14 protein-coding genes and 3 tRNA genes are annotated in these 15,154 nt (G+C 71.3%); 9 read left to right on the top strand and 8 right to left on the bottom strand.

Translation table 11 applies throughout. From position 1 onward, the window contains the following. Positions 1 to 79 precede the first annotated feature (79 nt). Both NON19_RS16765 and NON19_RS16760 read right to left on the bottom strand, forming a co-directional pair. On the bottom strand, positions 80 to 562 hold the full coding sequence (locus NON19_RS16765) for a MarR family winged helix-turn-helix transcriptional regulator (protein ID WP_255928869.1): 483 nt from the start codon (positions 560 to 562) through the stop codon (positions 80 to 82). Between the two features lie 2 nt (positions 563 to 564). Next, a complete protein-coding gene (locus NON19_RS16760; protein ID WP_255928867.1) occupies positions 565 to 1,995 on the bottom strand; it encodes an MFS transporter in 1,431 nt (476 codons plus the stop codon). 275 nt (positions 1,996 to 2,270) lie between these two features. Between NON19_RS16760 and NON19_RS16755 the strand changes: the two genes are divergently transcribed. Genes NON19_RS16755 through NON19_RS16730 form a run of 6 tightly spaced genes read left to right on the top strand, consistent with a single transcriptional unit; the run spans position 2,271 to position 7,577 of the window. After that, on the top strand, positions 2,271 to 3,626 hold the full coding sequence (locus tag NON19_RS16755) for an ATP-binding protein (RefSeq protein WP_255928865.1): 1,356 nt from the start codon (positions 2,271 to 2,273) through the stop codon (positions 3,624 to 3,626). Next, entirely contained in the window at positions 3,623 to 4,045 is a 423-nt protein-coding gene (locus tag NON19_RS16750; RefSeq protein ID WP_372514165.1) for a roadblock/LC7 domain-containing protein, read from the top strand. The genes NON19_RS16755 and NON19_RS16750 overlap by 4 nt, the downstream gene beginning before the upstream one ends. Continuing rightward, entirely contained in the window at positions 4,042 to 4,395 is a 354-nt protein-coding gene (locus tag NON19_RS16745; protein WP_255928863.1) for a DUF742 domain-containing protein, read from the top strand. Before NON19_RS16750 ends, NON19_RS16745 begins: the two co-directional genes overlap by 4 nt. Further along, positions 4,373 to 4,972 (top strand): GTP-binding protein, encoded by a 600-nt coding sequence (locus NON19_RS16740; RefSeq protein WP_255928861.1) that lies wholly within the window; start codon positions 4,373 to 4,375, stop codon positions 4,970 to 4,972. Before NON19_RS16745 ends, NON19_RS16740 begins: the two co-directional genes overlap by 23 nt. Further along, positions 4,969 to 6,492 carry a cytochrome P450 gene (locus tag NON19_RS16735; RefSeq protein ID WP_308213699.1) on the top strand — a complete coding sequence of 508 codons (1,524 nt, stop codon included), beginning with the start codon at positions 4,969 to 4,971 and terminating at the stop codon, positions 6,490 to 6,492. Before NON19_RS16740 ends, NON19_RS16735 begins: the two co-directional genes overlap by 4 nt. Next, positions 6,456 to 7,577 carry a cytochrome P450 family protein gene (locus tag NON19_RS16730; protein ID WP_308213701.1) on the top strand — a complete coding sequence of 374 codons (1,122 nt, stop codon included), beginning with the start codon at positions 6,456 to 6,458 and terminating at the stop codon, positions 7,575 to 7,577. Before NON19_RS16735 ends, NON19_RS16730 begins: the two co-directional genes overlap by 37 nt. 23 nt (positions 7,578 to 7,600) lie before the next feature. Here the strand turns inward: NON19_RS16730 and NON19_RS16725 are convergent, their stop codons facing one another. Continuing rightward, positions 7,601 to 8,464, bottom strand: a complete 864-nt coding sequence (locus tag NON19_RS16725) for an alpha/beta hydrolase (RefSeq protein WP_255928859.1) — start codon at positions 8,462 to 8,464, stop codon at positions 7,601 to 7,603. Positions 8,465 to 8,560: 96 nt separating this feature from the next. On the opposite strand from NON19_RS16725, the gene NON19_RS16720 reads away from it, so the two are divergent. Further along, the gene (locus NON19_RS16720) at positions 8,561 to 9,049 is read left to right on the top strand and encodes a hypothetical protein (protein ID WP_255928857.1); all 489 of its coding nucleotides are present in this window, start codon (positions 8,561 to 8,563) and stop codon (positions 9,047 to 9,049) included. A gap of 301 nt (positions 9,050 to 9,350) precedes the next feature. Here NON19_RS16720 and NON19_RS16715 read toward each other — a convergent pair. The 3 genes from NON19_RS16715 to NON19_RS16705 form a co-directional block, all read right to left on the bottom strand. Next, positions 9,351 to 9,427, bottom strand: a tRNA-Ile gene (locus NON19_RS16715). A 167-nt stretch (positions 9,428 to 9,594) separates the two neighbouring features. Beyond that, positions 9,595 to 9,667, bottom strand: a tRNA-Asn gene (locus tag NON19_RS16710). Between the two features lie 5 nt (positions 9,668 to 9,672). Further along, positions 9,673 to 9,745 (bottom strand) — tRNA-Asn (locus NON19_RS16705). Positions 9,746 to 9,954: 209 nt separating this feature from the next. Between NON19_RS16705 and NON19_RS16700 the strand changes: the two genes are divergently transcribed. Both NON19_RS16700 and NON19_RS16695 read left to right on the top strand, forming a co-directional pair. Next, the gene (locus NON19_RS16700; RefSeq protein ID WP_255928855.1) at positions 9,955 to 10,254 is read left to right on the top strand and encodes a YtxH domain-containing protein; all 300 of its coding nucleotides are present in this window, start codon (positions 9,955 to 9,957) and stop codon (positions 10,252 to 10,254) included. 45 nt (positions 10,255 to 10,299) lie between these two features. Continuing rightward, the gene (locus NON19_RS16695; RefSeq protein ID WP_255928853.1) at positions 10,300 to 11,757 is read left to right on the top strand and encodes an FGGY family carbohydrate kinase; all 1,458 of its coding nucleotides are present in this window, start codon (positions 10,300 to 10,302) and stop codon (positions 11,755 to 11,757) included. 128 nt (positions 11,758 to 11,885) lie between these two features. On the opposite strand, the gene NON19_RS16690 is transcribed toward NON19_RS16695, so the two are convergent. Next, positions 11,886 to 13,142, bottom strand: coding sequence for an RNA polymerase sigma factor (locus NON19_RS16690; protein ID WP_372514164.1), 1,257 nt, complete (start codon positions 13,140 to 13,142; stop codon positions 11,886 to 11,888). A 95-nt stretch (positions 13,143 to 13,237) separates the two neighbouring features. Beyond that, entirely contained in the window at positions 13,238 to 15,133 is a 1,896-nt protein-coding gene (gene dnaG, locus NON19_RS16685) for a DNA primase (RefSeq protein WP_255928851.1), read from the bottom strand. Positions 15,134 to 15,154: the final 21 nt, after the last annotated feature.

The raw sequence follows: 15,154 nt of genomic DNA, 5'->3' as shown, positions 1-15,154 counted from the left end.
CCACCCGCCCACCCGTTTGTCCTGGGCTTTTGGTTGCCGTCGCGCTCTGTCCGGTGGTGGGTCGGGGTGACTGCGACCCCTAACGGCAGCGCGAGGCGGCCGTCTCGTCCAGGTGTTCCGCCAAGCGGAACAAAGCTGGCAGCGCCGCCCGCACGACCTCCCGCTCCCCCTCGTCCAGTGCCCCCAGCGCGGCGTCCAACCGCCGCTCATGCGCATCGGCCCAGGCCGCCAGCTGGGCCCGCCCCGCATCGGTGAGCGTCACCGCGGAGGCCCGCCGGTCAGCGGGGTCCACCGCGCGGGCCACCAGGCCCGCATTGATCATCTGGCCTATCAGGCCGGACACCGTACTGGTGGCCAGCCGCTGCCGCGCCGCGAGATCACCGATCCTGGCGGGCGAGTGCTCGGCCAGCACCTGGAGCAACTCCACCTGCGCCATGGGAAGTTGCTCCCACGGATAGTCGGTGCGTATGGAAGCCCGCAGCGCCCGCCGCAGCCGGGTGACGGCTTCGGTGAGCAGCCGGGCGTCCTGGGACTGCGCGGAGGATCGGGACCGGGGCGGCATGACTAGACCCTAGTCGCTCGTGGACTGCACCAGGCCGCGAGAGCCGCCAGCGCCGCGGCCGCGAGCAGCAGGACGAGCGCCAGCCGCGCCCCGTACCCCATCGAAAGGTGCAGCGCGAGGGTCACCAGCGCCACCCCGAGCGCGGTGCCGAGCCCGCGCGCCATGTTGACCAGACCGCCCCCGGTACCGGAGGAACTGCTGGGCACCGCCCCCATGATCAGCGTGTTGTTGGCGGGCGTGAAAACGCCCAGCCCGACCCCCAGCACCGCCAACAGCGGCGTCAGCCACACCGCGCCCAACGGCACCACGAGCAGCACCCCCAACGTCCCGGCGCACAGCGCGGCGCCCACCACGCACCGCCCCCGGTCGCTCATCCCGTGCGGCAGCAGCCGGTCCGCGCCGGTGGCCGCCACCGCGAACCCGGCGGGCAGCGCGGTCAGTACCAGCCCGGCCGCGAGTTCGGAGGAGCCCGCACCGGTCAGTACCACCGGCACCAACACCAGCGGCCCGAACAGCACCAGATACCCGCACAGCGCCCCCACGAGCCCGGCCGCCACCGGACGCAGCCGCAGCAGCGCCAGGTCGAGCAGCGGCGTGGCGGCCCGCCCCTGCCGTACGACGAAGCCCCAGCCCGCGGCCAGCGCGACGGCGAACAGTACGGCCGCGCCCCAGCCGGGCACGGCGAGTCCGGAGGCTGCCGAGACGCCCAGCAGCGCGGCGGTGGTGGCCAGCGCGAGCAGCGCGAGCCCCGGCCAGTCGAAGCTTCGGGCCGTGTTGCGGCTGCGGGTCCTGGGCAGCAGGTAGTGGCCCGCGACCAGGGCCACCACGCCGATGGGCACGTTGATGCCGAAGACCCAGCGCCAGCCGAGGGTGGAGACCAGGGCGCCGCCGACGGTGGGACCGAGCGCCAGGCCGAGCGCCTGGGCCGCGGCCTGTACGCCCAGCGCGGTCCGCATCCGGTCGCGTGGCGCGCTGGTGGCCACCAGCGCCACGCTGTTGGCCTGCATCATGGCCGCGCCGACCGCCTGCACCACGCGGAAGCCGACCAGGGCGCCGAGCGTGGGCGCCAGACCGCAGGCCGCGGAGGCCGCGGTGAACACCACGAACCCGTAGAGGTAGAGCAGCTTGCGCCCGTGCGCGTCGGCGAGCCGCCCCATCGGCACCAACAGGGCGACCAGGGCGAGCAGATAGGCCAGCGAGACCCACTCGACGGCGGCCAGCGGTGCGTGGAACTCGGTGCGCAGCCCGCGGTAGGTGAGCGTGACGATACTGGCGTCGAGCTGGCCCATGAAGGCGCCGAAGCAGACCGTGCCCACCGCCAGCCACCAGGCGCCGGGGCGGTTGCGGATCCGGTCCGGCCGGGGGCGTTCGTGGAGCAGGAACGTGGGCCAGGGGCGGCGGCGTGGCGGCGCCGGGGTCAGCGGACCCCTCATGAGTTCTCCCTCGCGGCGTGGTGTCCGACACTTCCAGGTTACATCGGTCACCGAAATGTTTGGCCGCCGACATATGACCGGTACAGGAAGTCGCAGGTCAGTAGCGGACAGCGACGCCGACCAACCCCCTACTCACCCCCTTACGACCCCTACCTCACCCCAAATGCCGCCAGTGATAAGGCGGTTGACCATTCGCTTCTCGCTCAGACGTGCGGTGGCCTTGGGTAAGATCCGCCGCACAGGCCGTGATCCCCCGCCCCCGTCCCGAGGATCTGATGACACGACACATACCGGAGGCGGTGTTCTGGTGCCTACTGGCCGGTGCACTGGCCGTCGTGGTCCTGCTGATACGCCAACGGCAGATCAGTGCCCGGTTGCGCCGGAGCGTCGCCTCACTGGAAGACAGCGTGCGCTCCCGTGACGAGGAAGTCCGCCATCTGGCCACCGTCCGGCTGCCCGCGCTCATGGAGGCCGGTCCGCACCAGCCCGCCGGAGCGCCGGGACTGCTGCACGGCCACCTCGCCGGGTCCGAGTACGCGAACAGTCTGAAGATGGTGTCCGACCTGTTCAGCCGGGCCGCGCAGACCGCTCAGGCGCGTGCGGACCAGTCGGCGAAGGCCGCGCTGATGGCCTCGATGCGCGCCCTGCAGGGCCTCGCCAACGAACAGCAGTTGGCCATCTCCGAGATGCAGGAGCGGCACGACAACCCCGATGTGCTGCAGGACCTGTTGGCGATCGACCACACCAACGCCCAGTTCGGCCGCCGCGCGCAGGCCATCGCCGTGCTGTGCGGCTCATGGCCGGGGCGCCAGCGCGCCGCCTCCTCGCTGGAGGACGTGGTGCGCGGCGCGACCTCCCGGATCCGCGACTACCGCCGGGTCGAGGTGCACGCGCAGGTCGAGGTCGCCGTGGTCAGCAGGGCCGTCGAACCGGTCGTGCTCACCGTCGCGGAGCTGCTGGACAACGCCGCCCGCCACTCGCAGCCCAACACCACCGTGCAGGTCAACCTGCAACCCGCGCACAACGGCACGGCCATCGTCATCGACGACGCCGGTGTCGGTCTGATCGAGCAGGAGATCCGCCGGGCCACCGAGTTGCTGACCGGCGCCGGGCAGAGCGTGGACATCACCCGGCTCGGCGACCCGCCGCAGTTCGGCTTCGCCGCCATCGGCGTGCTCGCCGCCCGCTACGGCTTCAGCGTCTCGGTCGACACCCGCTCCCCGTACGGCGGGGTGCGGGCGGTGGTCTTCCTGCCCAGCGCGCTGCTCGCCCCGGTGCCCGACGAGGGCGCCGACTCGGTGCGCACCCGTGCGCCGTCCACCGCCCGGCATGCGGCGCCCAAACGCCCGAGCGGCCCGGTGGCGGTGCCCGAACTCGTTCCGGAAAGCGACGGCGCCCAGCCGTCGGGCGCCGAGCCCGCCCCGGTGTACGGCTCGACCGCGGGCGGCCTGCCCAAGCGCCGCCGCAGGCAGCCGCTGACGGAACCCGCCGCGGCGGCCGAGCGGCCGGCGCCCGAGGCCCCGCAGGGCCGCTCGGCGCAGGACGCCGCCGCGATCATCGGGGCGTTCGCCCGCGGCACCCGGTCCGGCCGTGCCTCCTCATCGGACCACGAAGGGAATCCCCACACATGAACGGACTGCACGAGACCTCCAACGACCGGCTCGGCTGGATGCTGGACGACGCACTGGCCGTCCCCGGCGCCCGGCACGCGATCCTGCTGTCCGCCGACGGAATGCTGCGGGCGCACTCCAAGGGCATCAGCCGGGACGAGTCGGAGCGGCAGGCCGCCGCGCTGGCCGGGCTCCAGTCGATCAGCCGCTCCACCGCCGAGTTCTGCGACGACCCGGACACCGCCTGGCGGCAGACCCTGATCGAGTTCGTGGACGGGTTCGTCTTCCTGGTGGCGGCCGGGCCCGGCGCGTACCTGGCGGTGTCCGCCGCGGCCGACGTGGACATGGAAGCGGTCACGTTCCGCATGCACAAGCTGGTCGACCGGTTGGGCAAGGAGTTGACCAGTCCGCCACGGCAGGACGTGGGCAGGACCGCATGACCTCCGCGGGCAGGAGGCGGGGGCTGGTACGGCCGTACGTCATCACCGACGGCCGCGCCCATCCGACCCGCAACACCCTCGACCTGGTCACCCTGGTGATCGCCGCACGTGGTGAGACGGGCGGCCTGAGCCCGGAGAAGCGCCGCGTCATGGAGCTGTGCCGGGGTGGCGCGCTGTCCCTCGCCGAGGTGGCGGGGCACCTGCGGATCCCGGTGAGCGTCACCAAGGTGCTGCTCAGCGACCTGGTGGACAGCGGCCACATCGTCACCCGCTCCCCCATACCGTCCGCCGAACTCCCCGAACCAGCCATCCTCCAGGAGGTCCTCGATGGGCTCCGTGCTCGCCTCTGACGGCGTGTATCTGCCCGAGACGGTGCGGACCGCCGTCAAGCTGCTCGTCGTAGGACACTTCGCCGTGGGCAAGACCACATTCGTGGGCACCCTGTCGGAGATCCGGCCGCTGCGCACCGAGGAGACCATGACGCAGGCCGGTGCGCTCACCGACGACCTGGCGGGTGTCCCGGACAAGACCACCACCACGGTCGCCATGGACTTCGGGCGGCTCACCCTCAACGACCATCTGGTGCTCTACCTGTTCGGCGCTCCCGGCCAGCGGCGCTTCACCCAGCTGTGGCGGGACATGACCTACGGCGCGCTGGGCGCCCTGGTGCTCGCCGACACCCGGCGCCTTGAGCACTCCTTCGACGTGATGGGCCTGCTGGAGGAGCACGGTGTGCCGTACGCGGTCGCCGTCAACCACTTCGACGGCGCACCGGTGTACGCCGAGGAGGAGTTGCGCGAGGCGCTCGACCTGTTGCCCGAAACCCCGTTGGTGACCTGTGACGCCCGCGACCGCAGGTCGTCCACCGAGGCGCTGATCTCGCTCGTCCAGTACCTGTACTCCCGCAACCGCCAGGAGCACGCGTGACCAACCGTCCCCCGGACGACGCCCTCGCACCGCCCGGCTGCCCGGCCCACCGGCCCCGGCAGTCCAGTTACCCCGCGTACCCCAACGGGTCCGGCGCCACCCCGCTGTACGGCGTGGACTTCGCCCGCGATCCCGGCGCGGTCTACCAGCGGCTGCGCCGCCAAGGCCCGCTGGCGCCGGTGCAGTTGGCGCCCGGCGTCGACGCCACCTTGGTGCTCGGCTACGACGCCGCGCTGCACGTGCTGCGCAGCACCGAGACGTTCGGCAAGGACGCCCGGCGCTGGCGGGCACTGGCCGACGGGCGGGTGTCGCAGGACAACCCCGTGGTGCCGATGATGACCTGGCGGCCCAACGCCCTCTACGCGGAGGGCGATCGGCACCAACGGCTGCGCGGCGCCATCGACGACTGTCTGGCGAGGGTCGACCCGCATGCGCTGCGGGGCTATGTGGAACGCAGCGCTGACGCCGTCATCGACCGGTTCGGCCCGACCGGACAGGCCGATCTGCTGGCCGACTACGCCCGGCTGCTACCCCAGTTGGTGATGAACCAGATCTTCGGCTGCCCGCCCGAGCTGGGTGATCGGCTGCAGGAGGGCCTGCAGGGGATCTTCGACGGAATCGACGCGGAGGCGGCCGACCAACTCCTCACCAACACCCTGGTCACCCTCGTCGAGCAGAAGCGGAAGCGGCCCGGCGCGGATCTGGTCTCCTGGCTGATGGCCCATGAGGCCCGTTTGACCGACGAGGAGATGATCCACCAGCTCGTGGTGCTGATGGGCGCGGGCAACGAGCCGATGCACAACCTGATCGCCAACGGCCTGCGGCTGCTGCTGTCCGACGACCGGTTCGCCGGAGACCTGGGGGCTGGCGGCCTACCGGTGGAGGACGCGCTCGACGAGGTGCTGTGGACCGACCCGCCGATGGCCAACTACGGCGTGCACTACCCGTTCTACGACACCGAGGTGGCCGGATACCCGCTGCGCGAGGGCGAGCCGGTGGTCATCAGCTTCGCCGCCGCCACCACCGATCCCAGCCTCGCCGCCGACCGGCGCTCCGGCAACCGCGCCCACCTCGCGTGGAGCGCGGGACCGCACTCCTGCCCGGCCCGCCGCGAGGCGCGGATCATCGCGGCGGTCGCCATGGAGCGGCTGCTCGACCGGCTGCCGGACATCGAACTGGCCGTACCGGCCGAGGAGTTGGAGTGGCGCCCCGGTCCCTTCCAGCGGGCGCTCACCGCGCTGCCGGTGCGCTTCCCCCCGGTGGCCGCCCCCCTGCCCCCGGCCGTGCCGACCACACCGGCGCCGCGCCCGGCGCCTCCCGCCGCCGGGCCGCTCCCGGTGCCGACTCCCGTTTCGCCGTCCGCCCTGCCCGACGAGACCCCTGGAGACAAACGATGGACAGCCAGCCCCATGTCATCGACCCGGCCGGCCGCGACACCGCCGGAGAAGCGACCAGGATCGCCCAGCGCGGCCCGGCGACGCGGGTGGAACTTCCTGGCCAGGTGGTGGCGTGGTCAGTAGGCCGCATCGACCTGCTCAAGCGGCTGCTGACCGATCCGCGGATCTCCAAGGACTCCCACCAGCACTGGCCCGCCTTCGCGGCCGGTGAGATCCCGCCCGACTGGCAGCTGTACACCTGGGTGGCGGTGACGAACATGTTCACCGCGTACGGCGATGACCACCGGCGCCTGCGCAAGCTGGTCGCCCCGGCGTTCACCGCGCGCCGCACCGCCGCGCTGCGGCCGCGGATCGAGGAGATCGCCACCGGGCTGCTGGACCGGCTGGCCGCCGTACCGGACGGCCAGAGCGCCGATCTGCGCGAGGAGTACGCGTACCCGATCCCGATCCAGGTGATCTGCGAGCTGTTCGGCGTCCCCGACCACCAGCACGAGCCGCTGCGCAGGGCGGTGGACGGGGTGTTCGCCACCGCGAACACCCCCGAGCAGGCGGCGGCCAACTACCAGCTGATGTACCAGATCCTGCGCGAACTGGTGGAGATCAAGCGGTCAGAGCCGGGCGACGACATGACCAGTGTGCTGATCGCCGCCCGCAACGAGGACGACGGCACCCGGCTCAGCGAGGACGAACTGGTCGACACCCTGCTCCTGGTGCTCGGCGCCGGGCACGAGACCACCGTCAACCTCATCGACAACGCCATCCACGCCCTGCTCACCCACCCCGAGCAACTGGCGCTGGTCCGCTCCGGCCGGGCCTCGTGGGACGACGTGATCGAGGAGGCGCTGCGGTACCGCGCGCCTGTGGCGCACCTTCCGCTGCGCTACGCGGTGGAGGACGTGGAGCTGGAGGGGGTGCTGATCGCCAAGGGCGAGCCGATCCTGGCCAACTACCAGGCGGCGGGGCACCACGGCGAGCGGGCCGAGGAGTTCGACATCACCCGCGTCGACAAGGAGCATCTGGCCTTCGGCCACGGTGTGCACTACTGCCTGGGCGCGCCGCTGGCCCGGCTGGAGGCGGCGATCGCGCTCCCGGCACTGTTCGAGCGGTTCCCCGATGTCCAACTGGCGGTACCGGCCGAGCGGTTGGAGAGCGTGGAGTCGTTCATATCCAACGGGCACCGGACGCTGCCGGTGCTGCTGCGCGGCTGAGACGGCCGGGGTGCCGCTGCCGGTCATCGGCAGCGGTGCCCCAACTCGTCCAGGATTGTGGTGAGTTCCGTCCCGCGAAGCAGCGCCCTGACATGCCCGCTGTCGATCGAGCGCACATCGAACGGGTTGTCGGGAGTAAGCGCGTCCGCCTCCTTGATGAAGCGGTCCTGCAACGCCACCGGAATGCTGCGGTCGGCCGTCAGCCGTACGTAGCTGCGCGGTACCCGGCCCCATGTGGCGGCGTCCACCCGGGCGTCGGTCGAGAGCACGGCCAACGACTCGTCGGGCTCAAGGGTGTTGAGGTACGCCAGGAACTCCTGCTCGGTGCCGTCGGCCAGTACCGCGTCCTTGAGCGCGGCGAGCACGGCTGCGTCGGACGTACGCCAGTTGAGCCGCAGCGCGCCGATCTTCGCCGGGTCGCCGACCAGCAGCCCTGAGGTCGCGGCGAGCGCGCTGTCGGCGTTCTCCGGCGCCTGCGCGTACTCCCCCGCCGACAGTTGCACGCAGCACCACGCGGAGACGTAGACCAGCCGGTCGATCAACTCCGGCACCACCGCCGCGACACCGCTGATCGTCAGCCCGCCGAGGCTGTGCCCGACCAGCACCACCGGCCCGTGCTCCGCGACCCGGCGCACCGCCCCGGTGACCCGCTCCACGTTGTCCGCCAGCGTCACCGAGGCCAGCGCGGACGGCTCCCGGCCGAGCGCGTCCAGGTCCTGCGGCGCCTGGTAGGCAGGCAGGAAGGGCGCCTCGGGGCCGTGCCCCGGCAGGTCGACGGCCACCGTGCGGTGCCCCAGCAGCCCCAGCCCCCGCTGTACCGAGCCCCACGCGGCGGCGTTGCTGTTCTGTCCGTGTACGAGAACGAAGGTCGCGGTCACACCGGCCATGATCGCAGCCGCCCACGGCCCGCCGCCAGCGGTTTGTCGGCTCCACCGCGTCCGTCCGGATACCGTCTGCGCGAGCGGACTTCGCAGGAGGATGGGATGAACGCAGAGACCGTCACCGCGATATGCGCGGTCGTGATCGCTGTCGCGTCGCTGGTCGTCTCGGTCTACCAGGCGCACGCCACGCGGCAACACAACCGCCATTCGGTGCGCCCGATACTCCAACTACACCGCGGCTGGCCGATCGGAGGCAGAGCGGGGATCCGGCTCGTCAACTCCGGACTCGGGCCGGCGCTCATCGTCGACAGCACGCTCATCGTTGACGACGAAGTGATCGGCGCCTGGAACGCCCCCAGTGTCGACCACGTCCGCGACCGCCTGTCGGTGCGCCCTTCCGCCGTAACCTTCAACCAAGGCGAGGTCATCGCGACCGACTACGAACAGTTCTTGTTGAGTGTCGCAAGCTACGACCCGCAGAGCCACGCCGAACTGGAGGACCTGATCAATCGGCGACTCACGCTCAAGATCCGCTATGAGTCCCTGTACGGCGGAGAGGACTACACGGCCGTCCTGGGCCCAATCCGCTGACAGTGCCACTGATCCCTCACGGCGGCTACGCCGTCCACCTCACCGCCGCGGACAACCACACCGCACTCCGTCCGAGCCGCCGCGGGGGCCGCGCTGCCTTTTGATGTGTGGGGCTCGTGGTGCCCAGGCGTCCGTCCGGGTGGCTTGCCACGGTTACGCCGTCGGAGGACTGGACCTTGATCGTTCGCAGTTCGTCCGAGCGGTGGCCGAGCCCACGATCCCCAAGTGTCCCCCGGGCCATCCGGGGGACACTACGGCGTGGCTCCCTCGCAGGTGAAAACGGTTCTGCACGATGGAACCCTGGTGGGGCGTGTGGGACTCGAACCCACGACCGACGGATTATGAGTCCGCTGCTCTAACCGGCTGAGCTAACGCCCCGTACGGCGTGCCGTGCTTTGCCGTGCACACCGTCTGCCGCAGCATAGCCGCTCATACGATCTGTCGCCCTCACGGGTCACACACGCACGGCTGGGAGGACTTCACCCGCCGGGGATCCGGTTCCCAACCATACAAATAAGGACCCCAAAGGGGGTCCTTGAGCTGTGCTCCCCCGACTGGACTCGAACCAGTAACCTGCCGGTTAACAGCCGGCTGCTCTGCCAATTGAGCTACAGGGGACCGAGCTCCCCCGACTGGACTCGAACCAGTAACCCTTCGGTTAACAGCCGAATGCTCTGCCAATTGAGCTACGGAGGAATGCTCTGTGTGCCTCGAACGCACCCACATCCGGGCCTCCCCGGCGGCGTGCGCTCGCTGCGACACATACATTAGCGCAAGCAGGGGGGTGCTCCGCCAACCGGTATCGCCGCGGTTGTCACACGGCTACAGCGGGTAGGCGCCGAGCGCCGAACCGGTGCATGCTGACGAACGCAGCAGGTACGCCAGAACGAGGGAAGGGTGGAGCCATGCGCTATCGGCTGACGTTCATCGCCGGAGCCGCCGTGGGCTATGTGCTCGGCGCGCGCGCCGGACACGAGCGGTACGAGCAACTGCGCAAGACCGCCCAGCGGATCGCGCAGAACCCGGCGGTGCGCAACACCGTGGAGTCCGCGGGCCAGCAGAGCCGGGAACTGGCCGGAAAGGCCGTCGGCGCGTTCTCCACCCGGATCAGCGGGCGGCTGCCCGCCCCGGTGGCCGAACGGCTGCGCTCGCTGCGCGAACAGCGCGCGTCGGACGAGGACGACTGGGGCACCAGCAACACCTGATCCCGCGATACGCGGCGGCGCACGAATACGGCATGATCTGGCGCTATGGGGATAGTCGCCGGTTTGGACAGTTCGACCGCAGGAACCACCGTCGTCGTGTGTGACACCGACACGGGCGCCGTGCTGCGACAGGGGTACGCCCCGCATCCCACCGAGTCAGACGGCAAGCAGACCGAGATCGACCCGGAGGCATGGCTGCTCTCACTCGGCGAGGCCGCCAAGGACGGGCTGCTCGAAGGGGTCCAGGCCATCGGGGTCTCCGGCCAGCAGCACGGCCTGGTCGCCCTGGACGCGGGCGGGGTGCTGGTCCGGCCGGTACTGCTGCGCAACGACCGGCGGGCGCAGATCGCCGCGGCCGACCTCACCGAGGCGCTCGGCGGCCCCGGCGGCTGGGCGGAGGCGACCGGCTCGGTGCCCGAGGCCGCGTATCCGATCTCCAAGCTCCGCTGGCTCGCCCAGCACGAGCCCGCCTCGGCACAGCGCACGGCCGAGGTACTGCTTCCACACGACTGGCTGGTGTGGCAGCTGCTGGGCCGCCCCGCCCGCCGCACCACCGACCGGGGTGACGCCTCCAGCACCGGCTACTGGTCGGCGGCGACCGGCGGCTACCGCACCGACCTGGTGGAGCTGGCACTCGGCCACCGGGTGCGGCTGCCCGAGGTGCTGGGCCCCGCGGAGGCCGCCGGGCACACTCCGGAGGGGCTGCTGATCTCCGCCGGAACCGGGGACAACATGGCCGCCGCGCTCGGCCTCGGCCTCGCCCCGGGCGACGCGGTGGTGGCGCTGGGCGCCTCCGGCACCGTCTTCGCGGTGCACCACGAGGCGCTGATCGACCCCTCCGGCCTGATCACCTCGCTCGCCGACGCGACCGGCCACCACCTGCCCGTGGTGCAGACCCGCAACGCGGTACGGGTGCTGCGCGGCGCCGCCGAACTGCTGGGGACCGATCTGTCCGGGCTGTCGGAGCTGGCGCTGCGGTCCACGCCGGGCTCGTACGGGCTGGTGCTGCTGCCGTACCTGGAGGGCGAACGCACTCCCCAACTGCCGCACACCGCCGGGCTGTTGGCGGGACTGCGACGCGAAAGCATGAAGCCGGAACACCTCGCGAGGGCCGCGTTCGAGGGAACGCTGTGCGGGCTGGCTGACGCGCTGGACGTGCTGCGCGGGCGCGGGGTCGCGGTGCGCCGGGTGTTCCTGCTCGGCCCGGCCGGTGAACTGCCCGCCGTACAGGCGATGGCGCCGGGGCTGTTCGGGGTGCCGGTGGTGGTACCGCCGCCCGCCGACTACGCGGCGCTGGGCGCGGCCCGCCAGGCGGCCTGGGCGCTGGGCGTCCAGCAGGGCTCGTTGTCGCCGCAGGAGCCGCCGCACTGGGAGTCGGCGGTGCTCTCCGGGAGCAGGCTGGCCGAACCCGGCGCGGACGACCTGGCGGTCGGCTCGTCGGTACGGCAGCAGTACCGCGCGGTACGGGACCAGACGCATCCGGGGGCGTTCGCGGCGCTGTGAGCGCTCCGCTGGGAGTGCGGCGATATGTCGTCGGCCGTCTGCGGCGCCGTTGTGGCTGGTCGCGCCCACGCGGCGGAGCCGCACATGAACACAGCCCCGCGCCCCTTCGGGGCAGGCCCCACGGCGGATCAGTCCAGATAGCCCCGTAGCTGGTCGGCGAAGGCGTGGTCGCGGAGCTTGTTGAGGGTCTTGGACTCGATCTGGCGTATCCGCTCCCGCGTCACGCCGAAGATCCGGCCGATCTCCTCCAGGGTCCGTGGGCGACCGTCGACCAGCCCGTAACGCAGTTGCACGACCTTGCGCTCGCGTTCGCCGAGCGTGGACAGTACGGCCTCCAGGTGCTCGCGCAGCAGCAGGAAGGCGGCCGACTCGACGGGGGACGCCGCGTCGCCGTCCTCTATGAGGTCGCCGAGCGCCACATCGTCCTCCTCGCCCACCGGCGCGTGCAGCGAGACCGGTTCCTGGGCGAGCCGTAGCACCTCGGTGACCCGCTCCTCGGTGAGGTCGAGCTGGGCCGCCACATCGGCGGTGGCCGGTTCGAAGCCGCGTTCCTGCAGCAGACGGCGCTGGACCCGCACCACCCGGTTGATCAGCTCCACCACATGCACCGGAACCCTTATGGTGCGCGCCTGGTCCGCCAGGGCACGGCTCATCGCCTGGCGGATCCACCAGGTCGCGTAGGTGGAGAACTTGTAGCCACGCGCGTAGTCGAACTTCTCAACCGCCCTTATCAGGCCGAGGTTTCCCTCCTGGACCAGGTCGAGCATGGTCAGCCCGCGGCCCACGTAGCGCTTGGCGACCGAGACGACCAGCCGCAGATTCGCCTCTATCAGGCGGCGTTTGGCCATCCTTCCCCGCACCACGAGTTGGTCGAGTTCACCGGCCAGCCGGGAGTCCAGGTCGGTGGCGTTGCTCAGTTTCTCCTCGGCGAACAGCCCGGCCTCGACCCTGCGGGCCAACTCGACCTCTTCTTCGGCGGTCAGCAGCGGAATTCGGCCGATCTCCCTCAGGTACTGGCGGAAGAGATCGGCCGACGGTCCGGACACCTCGCCCGGATGAGCACGTTCCGGCTCCGGCTCGTCGCTGTCGACTCTCCCGTCGACCAGTACCTCGGCCTCGGGGTGCGCTGCGGCACGGCTCTGCGCGGGCACCCGCTCCAGCTCGGACTCCAACCTGGCGTCCACGGGGGCGAGTTGGACGGCACTGTCGGCCTGGGGGGCGAGGATCTGCGTCTGCACAGGAACGGCCTCCACACTGAGCGCGGTCACGGACTCGGAGGCGTACGGCAGTGGAACGGTTGCGGCCACGCCGCTGTCCGTCCGGGGGTACACCGTGAGCGGACGGCCGGGAGGTTCTGGCGTTCCGCGCTCCGAGGACTCAGGCACCGGACCCAGTGTGCGGTACGAGACGCCTCGACTACGAGGGGTGTGCGGTCAGTTTCTTCGGCTCTCGTTACCGGTAGCGTTCGCGCGACTACGATTCACAGGCCTGCGGCGCCCTGGTCGCGCAGCCGGTTGCCGTACTGCTGCAGCGCCCACAGCTCGTTCTGCACGGCGGTGATCTGTGCCGGGTCGGCGCGCGGGCCGAGCCGGGCGAGGTTGGCGCGCAGCTCGCCCTCCCGGCGCCTGACCGCCGCCAGCCGTACGCTGACCAGCACCTCTCCCGCGTAGATGTCGGGCGCCTTGTGCATCACCGGCTCGACGGCGAGCTCGGTGACCATGGCACGTACCGAGTCGTCGGGCACCGCGTCCCGCACCCGGGTGAGGTAGTCGCCGTCGGCCGCCGCCACTCCCCCGGCCGCGGCGATGGCCCGGCGGACCGCGGCATAGGGGGCCGCGGTGAACTCGTCCTCGCCGTAGGCGTCGAAGGCCGGGGCGACCAACTGCGGGTACTGCAGGGCGAGTTTGAGCAGCTCCCGCTCGACGCGGTGGTGCGGGCTGCGCAGGTCGAGCCGGGGGCCGGTGGGTCTCGCCGTGGCCTGCTGCGGCCCGGCGACGGGCGCGGTACGGGCGGCGGAGCGCTGGCGGTCCGGCTGGCGGCCGCGTTCGCGCTGCCAGCGGGCGAGCTGCCCGACCCGGCGGACCACGAAGTCCACCTCCAGGATGCCCAGCATTCCGGCGAGTTGGACGGCGTACTCGTGCTGGATCGCGGCGTCCTTGATCCCGGCGACGATGGGTGCGGCCTCCTCCAGCGCCGCCGCGCGTCCCTCGGCGGTGTCCAGGTTGTGCCGGGCGACGGTGGACCGGATGGCGAAGTCGAACAGCGGCAGCGCCTGGTCCACCAGGTTGCGCACCGCCGCGTCGCCCTCGGCCAGCCGCAGCTCGCACGGATCCATGCCACCGGGGCTGACCGCGATGGAGGTGCGGGCGGCGAACTTCTGGTCGTCCTCGAAGGCGCGCAGCGCGGCGCGCTGACCGGCCGCGTCCCCGTCGAAGGTGAAGACCACCTGCGAGCCGGAGTTGTCCATCAGCACCCGGCGAAGGATCTTGATGTGGTCCTCGCCGAAGGCGGTGCCGCAGGTGGCGATGGCGGTGGTGACACCCGCGAGGTGGCAGGCCATGACGTCGGTGTAGCCCTCGACCACCACCGCGCGGCCGGTCTTGCCGATGTCCTTCTTGGCGAGGTCGATCCCGTAGAGGACGTGGGACTTCTTGTAGAGCGGGGTCTCGGGGGTGTTGAGGTACTTCGGCCCGTTGTCGTCCTCGCGCAGCTTGCGGGCGCCGAAGCCGATCACCTCTCCGGTGATGTCGCGGATCGGCCAGATCAGTCGACCGCGGAACCGGTCGATGGGGCCGCGGCGGCCTTCGCTGGCCAGCCCGGAGAGTAGCAGCTCCTTGTCGGTGAAGCCCTTGCCGCGCAGGAAGCGGACCAGGTGGTCCCAGCCCGCCGGGGCGTAGCCGACGCCGAAGTACTGCGCCGCGGCCTGGTCGAAGCCGCGCTCGGCGAGGAACTTGCGGCCGATCTCGGCCTCGGTGCCGCCGAGTTGGTCGACGTAGAACTGGGCGGCGATCTTGTGCGCCTCGACCAGCCGGGTGCGCTCGCCCTTCTGGCTGCCGGGGGTGTAGCCGCCCTCCTCGTAGCGCAGGGTGATGCCAGCCTGGGCGGCCAGCCGCTCGACCGTCTCGGCGAAGGAGAGGTGGTCGAGCTTCATGACGAAGTCGAGGGTGTCACCGCCCTCCTGGCAACCGAAGCAGTAGAAAAGCCCCTTGCTCGGACTTACCTGGAAGGAAGGGGACTTCTCATCATGAAAGGGGCATAGCCCTTTGAGGTTGCCACCGCCCGCCGGACGGAGTTGAAGGTACTCGGACACCACGGCGTCGATCGGGACCGCGTCCCGAACCGCCTTCACATCCTCATCCCGGATCCTGCCCGCCACGCAAGAATTCTACGGTTGAAG

Origin of the sequence: Streptantibioticus rubrisoli (assembly GCF_024436055.1) — a bacterium.
Taxonomy (GTDB): Bacteria; Actinomycetota; Actinomycetes; order Streptomycetales; family Streptomycetaceae; genus Streptantibioticus_A; species Streptantibioticus_A rubrisoli.
Note: the sequence above shows the minus strand (reverse complement) of the source record. Positions and strands in the feature narration are given on the sequence as shown.